At 63.8% G+C, this 8,378-nt stretch carries 10 protein-coding genes; 1 reads left to right on the forward strand and 9 read right to left on the reverse strand.

The features are described 5' to 3' along the window. Positions 1-136: 136 nt before the first annotated feature. The 9 genes from N5D53_RS27125 to N5D53_RS27165 form a co-directional block, all read right to left on the reverse strand. Positions 137-1,000 (reverse strand): zinc ABC transporter substrate-binding protein, encoded by an 864-nt coding sequence (locus tag N5D53_RS27125; RefSeq protein ID WP_279841105.1) that lies wholly within the window; start codon positions 998-1,000, stop codon positions 137-139. Next, positions 997-1,896, reverse strand: coding sequence for a metal ABC transporter permease (locus N5D53_RS27130; RefSeq protein WP_064491487.1), 900 nt, complete (start codon positions 1,894-1,896; stop codon positions 997-999). The genes N5D53_RS27125 and N5D53_RS27130 overlap by 4 nt, the downstream gene beginning before the upstream one ends. After that, positions 1,896-2,642, reverse strand: coding sequence for a metal ABC transporter ATP-binding protein (locus tag N5D53_RS27135; RefSeq protein WP_104961389.1), 747 nt, complete (start codon positions 2,640-2,642; stop codon positions 1,896-1,898). The genes N5D53_RS27130 and N5D53_RS27135 overlap by 1 nt, the downstream gene beginning before the upstream one ends. After that, positions 2,639-3,541, reverse strand: coding sequence for a metal ABC transporter substrate-binding protein (locus tag N5D53_RS27140; RefSeq protein ID WP_019436719.1), 903 nt, complete (start codon positions 3,539-3,541; stop codon positions 2,639-2,641). Before N5D53_RS27140 ends, N5D53_RS27135 begins: the two co-directional genes overlap by 4 nt. 16 nt (positions 3,542-3,557) lie before the next feature. Next, the gene (locus N5D53_RS27145; protein WP_104961390.1) at positions 3,558-4,127 is read right to left on the reverse strand and encodes a DUF6162 family protein; all 570 of its coding nucleotides are present in this window, start codon (positions 4,125-4,127) and stop codon (positions 3,558-3,560) included. Continuing rightward, positions 4,124-4,444 (reverse strand): hypothetical protein, encoded by a 321-nt coding sequence (locus tag N5D53_RS27150; protein ID WP_104961391.1) that lies wholly within the window; start codon positions 4,442-4,444, stop codon positions 4,124-4,126. Before N5D53_RS27150 ends, N5D53_RS27145 begins: the two co-directional genes overlap by 4 nt. Beyond that, a complete protein-coding gene (locus tag N5D53_RS27155; protein WP_014590504.1) occupies positions 4,441-4,974 on the reverse strand; it encodes a hypothetical protein in 534 nt (177 codons plus the stop codon). The genes N5D53_RS27150 and N5D53_RS27155 overlap by 4 nt, the downstream gene beginning before the upstream one ends. Next, positions 4,971-6,164: a PepSY domain-containing protein gene (locus tag N5D53_RS27160; RefSeq protein WP_104961392.1), complete on the reverse strand. Its 1,194-nt coding sequence runs from the start codon at positions 6,162-6,164 to the stop codon at positions 4,971-4,973. Before N5D53_RS27160 ends, N5D53_RS27155 begins: the two co-directional genes overlap by 4 nt. Positions 6,165-6,339: 175 nt before the next feature. Further along, positions 6,340-7,674, reverse strand: coding sequence for a SidA/IucD/PvdA family monooxygenase (locus N5D53_RS27165; RefSeq protein ID WP_010954626.1), 1,335 nt, complete (start codon positions 7,672-7,674; stop codon positions 6,340-6,342). Between the two features lie 173 nt (positions 7,675-7,847). Between N5D53_RS27165 and N5D53_RS27170 the strand changes: the two genes are divergently transcribed. After that, positions 7,848-8,294, forward strand: coding sequence for a hypothetical protein (locus N5D53_RS27170; protein ID WP_279841106.1), 447 nt, complete (start codon positions 7,848-7,850; stop codon positions 8,292-8,294). The last annotated feature ends 84 nt before the right edge of the window (positions 8,295-8,378 follow it).

Consider the following 8,378-nt stretch of genomic DNA (forward strand, 5'->3'; position numbering starts at 1 on the left):
TTACCCGCGAATACGGTGGCGGCGGCAACGGTGAACGGCGGGTGGAAATTGGCCAGCAGGTCCGGCCCTTTCGCGGGTGAACCCGCTCCTACGAACCACCGGTGCGTGTCCACTGCAGCCGCGCGAGCCTGTCCGATCAGCGCTCGCCCAGTGCCCCAACCACCTGGTCAACGCTGGCCTCGAGCCCCGCAATTGCATCCTCAGGGTCACTCTCCACCACCACCAGCCTGGCCCCGGCCGCCTTGATCACCTCGGCCACTGCCGCGTCCGGCTGACGATGGTCCAGCACCAGCGCCACGTCCTGCGCCTTCAGGTTATCCCCCAGCGCCTTTAGTGCGGCCGCATCCCAATCGGCCGGCAGTGGCTGCTCGACCGCATCGAGGTTCAACCCGTTGACCAGATAGCCCAGCCGCTCCGACAGGCTCACCACCGTCAGGTTGTCGACTTTGGCCAGCCGCGTCTGGCTGTTGGCCGAAAGCTCCAGCAATTGGCGCTTGAGCCCTGCCAGGTTGCCCTGGATCTTTGCCTTGTCGTCCGGCGCCAGGCGCTCCAGGTCATTGGCCACCACGTCAGCCATGCGCCCGAGGTTGGTCGGGTTGAGCCAGGGGTAAGCGTCATAGGCATCGTCACCGCTCACCGCAATGCCCGGCAGGGCACCATCCACCGGTCGTGCGGCATCGATCTCGACAATGCGGATATTGCTGCGCCGAGCCATCGGGTACAGCGGGTCGTCACGCCAGATCGAACGCACGGCGATCACCGCATCTGCCTGCTGGGCGGCCTTGTGCAGGCCTGCGCCGCCACGCCCACTGAAATACGACGGCTGGCGGCTGGCAGGCAGGTTGGCCGGTGCGGCCCGCTGGAGCTGCACCGCAGTGCCTTCGAGCAAGGCGCTGGCCAGGCTGTGGGTGACCGGCAGGGTCGTCAGCACTTGCGTGGCGAAAGACAGGGACGGTAGGCCGGCCAGTGCCAGCGCCAGGGTCAGGTGTTTGAAGTTCATGCCGGATTTCCTTGCAGGCGGGGAACGAGCGCGCGGGCCAGGGCGGCCAGGGCAAAGCAGATGCCGGCAACCAGGATGATCGCGGCCCCAGACGGCACTGGCAGGTCGAAAACGATCGGTAGCAGGATGCCGAACAGGGTACTGATGGTGGCAATCAGCACCGACAGGAAGAAAAAGCCCTTGAGCGACTGGCTGACCAGGCGAGCGGCGGCGGCCGGGATGACCAGCAGTGCACCGACCAGGATGGCCCCGATCACCTTCACCGCAGCCACGGTCACCAATGTCACCAGTACCACGAACAGATAGTCCAGGGTCTTCACCGCCACCCCGCGCACAGCCGCCAGCTGCGGATTGAAACTGGCCAGCATGATGCGGTTGTACAGCGGCAGCGCCAAGGCCAGCACCAGCACTGCGACGATGCCCAGCACGACCAGGTCCTGGGCGCTAACGGTCAGCACCGAGCCGAACAGCACGTTTTCGAGGATGTGCACGTTGATCTTGCCCGCCAGCATCAGCAGCAGGCTGGCGCCCAGCGCCAGCGACACCGACAGGAACACGCCAATCAGTGTGTCCGGCGACAGCCCGGTACGGTTGCGCAGGAAGTTGAGCAGGATGCCGAACAGCAGGCAGTAGCCGAACAGGCTGCCGTAAGGGCCGGTATAGGGCTCACCCAGCAGGATACCGATGGCCACGCCGGTCAGCGCCGCATGGCCCACCGCTTCGGAGAAGAACGCAAAGCGCTTGACCACCACCAAGGTGCCCAGGCCACCCAACACCGGGCCGATCATCAGGCCGGCCAACAGGGCGTTGACCACGAAGCCGTAGGCCAGCGCCTCGGGCAGATAGCCGGCAGTGGCCCAGTCCTGGACCGTTTGGCGAAAGATTTCAAAACTCATCAGGCAAGGCTCTCGCTACGCGGGTGAACGGAGAACAGGCCGAGCAGGCGCTCCGGGGTCAGGGCCTGGGCAGGCGGCGCATCGAACAGAACCTGGCGGTTCAGGCCTGTTACCCGGTCCGCCAGACGCAACACGGCTTCCAGGTCATGCTCGATCCACAGAACGGTAGTGCCGGCCTGGCGCCAGCCCTGCAATAACTGTTCGAACACCTGGATTCCGGCTTCATCGAGGGCCGACATCGGTTCGTCCAGCACCAGCAACTGCGGCTCGGGGATCAGGCCCTGGGCCAGCAGCACGCGCTGGCGCTCCCCGCCGGACAGTGCCCCCATGCGCCGCGTGCGCTTGTCGAGCATGCCAACCTTTACCAGGGCTGCATCAATGTCCGGCTTCACGCGCCGCGACAGGCCGAGGAAGGCCGGGCGGCGCTGGCACATGGCGGCCATGAAGTCGTCCACGGTCATGGGCAGGCCGCGGTCGAACTCCAGTGCCTGCGGCACGTAGCCAATCACTTCGCGCTCACCAGGCCAATGCAAGGTCAGCTGGCCTTGGTGTGGCATCTGCCCGAGCAGGGTTTTGATCAACGAGCTCTTGCCGCCGCCGTTGGGGCCGACGATGGCGTGCACGCTGCCTGCTGCCACGCTGAAACTGACATGTTCGAGGATGCGCGTACGCCCCAAAGTCAGGTCGATGCCAGTGAACTCGATGCGCGGCCCGCAGGCTGTCACCAGGTTGGCGGCAGCGGTCATGCGCGGTTCTCCTGAATGGCGCGGACCACCGTGTCGAGGTTGCGCTTCATTTCCACCTCGTACTTGTCCTTGGTGTACTCGCCGTAGGAGATATGCGTCAACGGGTACAGGCGCACACCGGACTCACGCTGAATGGTTTCGACATAGGCCGACGGGAAGTCCATTTCCGAGAAAATCACCCGCACGTCCAGCGCCTTGAGCTGGTCGATGGTCTTTTTCAGCTGCGCCGGGCTGGGCTCGATGCCATGGGCCGGCTCGACGACAGCGGTCACCTCCAGGCCGAAGTCGCGCACCAGGTAGTCATAGGCTGCATGGATGGTAGCGACCCGGAACGTTGCGCCAGGGGCTTCGGTGACCTTGGCCAGGGCCTCGGCACGCAGGGCGCGCAGGCGCTTGGCGTAGGCACGGGCGTTTTGCGTGTACAGCTTGGCGTTGTCCGGGTCGAGCTTGCCCAGTTCACGGGCGATGTTGTTCACCTGGGCGATGGTGGTGCTGATCGACAGAAAGGTGTGCGGGTTGACCACCTTGCCGGCACCGCGCGCGGCAATACCGGTGGCCGCCAGCAGCGGTACGTTCTGATTGGCTTCGATAGTGGCGATGTCGGGTTTTTCGCTGGTGGCGATCATGCGGTCTGCGAAATCGTCATGGCCAACACCGTTGAGCACCACCACGTCCAGCGTGCCGATGCGCTTGATGTCCTCGGCCCGCGGCTCGTAGGCATGCGGGTTGAAGCCCGCCGGAATCAGGGGAACCACCTCGGCCTTGTCGCCGACAATATTGCTCACGTAGCTGTAGTAGGGGTGCAGGGTGATGCCGATTCGCAGCGGCTTGCTGTTATCGGCCAGGGCCAGTGCCGGCAGGGCAAGGGTCAGGAGCAGGGCGAGGGCGGAGCGAAACATGGGCGGGTCCTTGGGTTCAGTGACGGTGTTCGCGGGTAACACCGGCGTCGTAGTGGCTGACCACCTGCTGCCAGCCAGCGGCGATCAGGGCGGCCTTGCCGAGGTCGTCCGGGATCACGGCGGCGCTGTCGCGGCGCAGCCAGACATCGGCTTGGCCTGTGCTGTCGGGTGGCAGGATCAGCAGCAGGCTGCCGGCAACTTCCGGGGCCTGGCTGCGACCCAGGTAGGCGCCGGGTTCCAGCCATGACCATTGGTGGCCGCCACGGCTCTGGCTGCCGGCATCGACCACGAACGGCGGCAGGCCTTCTTCGGCCAGGGCCTTTACGCTGGGCGTGACGGCGTTTTCTTCGCGCAGTAGCTGGATCTCGTCGAAGGCTACCCGCAGGTCGGTGTACAGGCCTTGTTCGGCGGCGGTGAGGTCGCGGCGGGCGTCGATCTGGTAGCTGGCGATGGCCTGTTCGTCCTCGCGCTCACCGCGCAGCAGCACCACGCTGGCGGCGAGTACCACGATCAGCAGGCTTGCCAGCAGCACGTACAGGGTTTCGTGCCCGGTACCGGCCGGGCGAATGACTTGGGCGCGGCTCATGGTTGGGCGATATCGGCGTAGTCCACTTCAACCACGTGCCCGGGGCCGGCATCGAACAGCACATAGAATTCGCCGTCCGGGCGCTTGAAGGTCAGCGTCGAGTCGTCGCCAAGCTTGCCGCCGACCAGCACCTGTTCGTCATAACCGATCACGTCCAGGGTCACCCCGGGGGCACCGCTGCCGTCCGAGAAACCGCCGGTGCACTTGACCTGGCCGTTGGCCTGCTCCTCGCATTCGCACATCGGGTTGTGCGCCAGCGCCGGGCTGGCAGCCAGTATCAGGAAGGGCAGCGTCAGGGTGCGCATCAGGTGTTTCATTTGTTGCCTCCTTGTTTCTCGAGCCATGCAACGGTGGCTGGCGATGCCTTGGCCAGGGGGATCGACGCCTGGTGCATGCTGCCGTCCCAGCCTTCCAGGGTGATCCAGATGTGCGCATCGGGTTTGGTGCGCGGCGGGATCGGCAACGAGGTGCCCATGTTGTACGGTGCACCGAAGAAAATGGTGCCGGCGGCGCGCAGGCTGCGTGGCTTGCCGATGCGCAGGTAGGCGGCCTTGACGTCCTTTATGCAGGCCTTGCACAACGCTGCATTGAACGATTTGAAGTAGCCGGCCGGGCCGTCGGCGCGTGGCGCCTCGTCACGCAGTTCGGCAAGGTCGAGGCTGTAGGGGCCGACCTGGATGTCACTGATCACGTTGGCGCCAAGGCCCGCCTCGCCGCGGAACAGCCTGGCGTCGGCGAAGTACTTGGGCATGAAGCCCAGCGGGATCAGGATCAGCAGGATGTTCAGGTGAAAACGCCACTTCAGCCAAAGCTGCTTCAGCGGGCTGGCGGGCAGGGCCTGGCTCATGAGTGGATCTCCACGGTGGTTTCACTGTGTGCCGCACGTGGAGCGCGCTCGCTGCGCTTGAGGGCCGCGGCGGTGGCCTGGGCGGTGCGTTTGGTCCAGATCAGCAGGCCGCTGAGCACCATCAGGGTCAGGATCAGGCCGAAGAAGAACCACACCAGCTTGATCGGCAAACCGCCAAAGTCGCCGGTGTGCAGCGGGCGCATGGACTCGGTGACGAACTCCAGCGCCGAACGGTCGCTGATCACGAACTGGCTGTCGACATTGCGTGTGTACGGATTCACCGAAGCACTCTGGAACATCAACGGGTACCAGCCCGGGCCAGACAGCGTGACGTGGCTGTAGGCAGTGGCGGGGAGCGAGATGGAGGTCACTTCCAGCCCTGGGATCGCCAGACCGGCAAGGCGTGCCGCCTCATCCAGGTCGATGCGCGAGGCGGGGCTGCCATCTGGTGTTTGCGGCACCTCCTCACGGGCGATCACCGGCACGATGGGTTGGCTGGAAATGGTGATGTGGTTGTCGAACAGGATCGCCTGGATCAGGAACCAGGTGCCGGTGATGGAAATGACCGCAATGAACCAGATTGACCACACCCCGGACAGACGGTGCAGGTCACCCCAGAAAATTCGCGAACCATGGCCGGTACGCACGGGTTTGAAAAAGCCTTTCCAGAACTTCTTGTAAACCACCAGGCCGGTGACCAGCGAGGCCAGCATCGGCAGGCCGAGCAGCGATACCAGGTACCAGCCCCAGCTGAAACCGTTGGTGAACGGCACCAGCCACCAGCCGTGCAGGGCGCGGGTGAAGGCTTCGAAGTTGAAGTCTGGGGTCCTGCCCTGAATGGTTCCGGTGTAGGGGTTTACATACAGCGTCGGGCTGGTGCCGTCAGGCAGGGTGACATTGGCTTTTACCGCGAAGTGCGAACCATCCGGCTGGCTCAGGCGCTCCACCACCATGTCCGGCTCGGCCTTGTTCAAGGCCTCCAGTACCTGCTGAAAGCTCATGCGCTCGGTGTCCGCGTCTGGCTTGTTGGCGCGTGCGGCCGGATCGGCGAGCCAGACGATTTCCTGACTGACCACGGCGAGCATGCCGGTGAAACAGACGATCAGGACAAAGAACCAGATCGGCAAGGCGAGCCAGCTGTGGACCAGGAACCACAGCCTGGATTTGGATTTTTTCGGTGATTTGGCCATCAGACGGTCTTCTGCTATTGGTGGTCGAGCGTGTGCCAACCAAAGAGTGCTGTACTGATAAGGACGAATGAGAATTGAAAACCTGCAGGTTAAAATGAAACTAAATGTTTCAAAGCACAAAAACCGGACTGCGCACGAGGCATCAGTCCGGCCTTGATGGCGGGTTGCAGAGGGGTCAGGCGCGGGTCAGCGCCACTGCTGCTTGGGGTTTTTCGTGCAGCTGCTCCAGATCCTGGTACAGCGCTCGGCCAATTTCCGCAGCGCGGGTTGGCAGGACCGAAAGCAGGGTGTCACTCAGGCCGTGGCTGCTTTCGCAGAAGCCCTGCAGGTACACCGAGGCTTGCAAGTCAGGGCTGGCCAGTACGCGGTAGTTGCGGTCGACGCTGAAGTCCTCCAGGTAATCGGCCAGCGGCGCCAGCAATTCACGGTGCGAGCGGCGCTCGTAGCCGGTGGCGAGGATAACGGCATCGTAGCGGTGGGTTTGCTGCTGGCCGGTGGCGAGGTCGCGCAGGGTCAATTCCAGGCCTTCGCGGGTGGCCACCACTGCTTCCACCTGGCGCCGGCACAGCACGTTGTGGCGGTGCTGATGGGCAACCTTCTGCCGGTAGAGGATGCCGTAGATGCGCTCGATCAGGTTGAGGTCGACTACCGAGTAGTTGGTGTTGTGGTATTCGCCCAGCAGTTTGCTGCGCTGGTCGGCCGGTTCGTTGTAGACCAGATCGGTATAGTCGGGCGAGAAGATCTCATTGACGAAGGGGCTGTCGTCGGCGGGCTTGAGGGCCGAGCCGCGCAGAATCATGTCGACCTTGACTGACGGATAGCTGTCGTTGAGGTCGATGAACGCCTCGGCGGCGCTCTGGCCTGAGCCGATCACGGCAATGCGCATGGGCTTGCCAGCCGTGCACGGCAGTTTGGTCAGGCTGCTCAGGTACTGCGAGTGGTGGAACACTCGCGGGTCGTCCTTGAAGGCGCCGAAGTTTTCCGGAATTTTCGGTGTGCCACCGCTGCCCACCACCACCGAGCGGGTGGGGCGGCTGTATTCGCGGCCTTGTCTGTCACGCGTGATCACGCACAGGTGTTGGACCCGGCCTGCATGCACGTGCGGTTCGATGCGCAACACTTCCTGCCCATACACCGCCTGGGAGGTGAAATGCTCGGCGGCCCAGCGCAGGTAGTCGTTGTACTCCAGGCGGCAGGGGTAGAAGGTGCCGAGGTTGATGAAGTCGGCCAGGCGCTGCTTCTGGTGCAGGTAGTTGACGAAACTGTACGGGCTGGTCGGGGTGCGCAGCGACACCAGGTCCTTGAGGAACGAGATCTGCAACTCGCTCTGGGTAGCCAAGGTCTCGCCGTGCCAGTGGTAGTCTTGCTGCTTGTCGATGAACAGTGCGTCGAGCGCATGGCCCCGGGATTCGGCGAGTTCTTCCAGGGCGATGGCCAAGGCCAGGTTGGAGGGGCCGAAGCCCACGCCGATCATGTCTTTGATGGTTTCCTGCTGTGAGGACTGGCTCATGGCTGCGATTCCCTGAATGGTCGAATATGGACGCCGCCGGGGCTCCGGCTCCTGCGCAAGTACATGAGTTGGAACGAGCCAGCCGAGGGGGAATTTAAGCGGGCTAAAGAACAGCGTGAGGCGGCCGATGTGTTGGTTACGGCAAGGACCAATCTTTCAGGCAGGGAATCGACATGAGCGGCATCACGGCAAGCAACCTGATGATCAATGGTGTTTCAGCGCAGACGCTGAGCGCGAACGCAGCAACCGAGCGTGAACAGGCGAAACAGGCCGGTGAGGCGGTGGGGCCGTTGAGCGTCAGCAGTGACAGCATGAAGGTGTCGGGGGGTAGCCAGGCGCAATCCACCGACGCTGAAGGCAGTGGCGAATCGGGGGCTGTGAGCGAGCTGCGTCAGTTGATCAAGGATCTGCAGAAGCAACTGGCAGAAGAGCAGAAACAGTTGGCGGCATTGCAGAACAGCAAGATGGACGAGGCTGCCAAGGCGGCAGCGATAGGTGCCAAGCAGGCGAGCATTGCCACCCTCAACGGGCAGATCATGGCGGCCACGGCCCAGTTGCTGGAACTGTTGCAGCAAGAGGGCGGCAGCAGTGCAGGCGGTATGGTCAGCGCTACGGCCTGACTGGACATGCACAGGCCGCTGTAGGCGCGGGTTTACCCGCGAATGGGCCAGGCCTGCTGGCCAATTTCCACCCGCCGTTCACCG

Source organism: Pseudomonas sp. GD03862 (assembly GCF_029840855.1).
GTDB classification, from domain to species: domain Bacteria; phylum Pseudomonadota; class Gammaproteobacteria; order Pseudomonadales; family Pseudomonadaceae; genus Aquipseudomonas; species Aquipseudomonas alloputida.

What these genes read in the sequence shown, in the direction of transcription:
- N5D53_RS27125 (WP_279841105.1), bottom strand. Translation starts at nt 1,000, where the DNA reads ATGAACTTCAAACACCTGACCCTGGCGCTGGCACTGGCCGGCCTACCG.
- N5D53_RS27130 (WP_064491487.1), bottom strand. Translation starts at nt 1,896, where the DNA reads ATGAGTTTTGAAATCTTTCGCCAAACGGTCCAGGACTGGGCCACTGCC.
- N5D53_RS27135 (WP_104961389.1), bottom strand. Translation starts at nt 2,642, where the DNA reads ATGACCGCTGCCGCCAACCTGGTGACAGCCTGCGGGCCGCGCATCGAG.
- N5D53_RS27140 (WP_019436719.1), bottom strand. Translation starts at nt 3,541, where the DNA reads ATGTTTCGCTCCGCCCTCGCCCTGCTCCTGACCCTTGCCCTGCCGGCA.
- N5D53_RS27145 (WP_104961390.1), bottom strand. Translation starts at nt 4,127, where the DNA reads ATGAGCCGCGCCCAAGTCATTCGCCCGGCCGGTACCGGGCACGAAACC.
- N5D53_RS27150 (WP_104961391.1), bottom strand. Translation starts at nt 4,444, where the DNA reads ATGAAACACCTGATGCGCACCCTGACGCTGCCCTTCCTGATACTGGCT.
- N5D53_RS27155 (WP_014590504.1), bottom strand. Translation starts at nt 4,974, where the DNA reads ATGAGCCAGGCCCTGCCCGCCAGCCCGCTGAAGCAGCTTTGGCTGAAG.
- N5D53_RS27160 (WP_104961392.1), bottom strand. Translation starts at nt 6,164, where the DNA reads ATGGCCAAATCACCGAAAAAATCCAAATCCAGGCTGTGGTTCCTGGTC.
- N5D53_RS27165 (WP_010954626.1), bottom strand. Translation starts at nt 7,674, where the DNA reads ATGAGCCAGTCCTCACAGCAGGAAACCATCAAAGACATGATCGGCGTG.
- N5D53_RS27170 (WP_279841106.1), top strand. Translation starts at nt 7,848, where the DNA reads ATGAGCGGCATCACGGCAAGCAACCTGATGATCAATGGTGTTTCAGCG.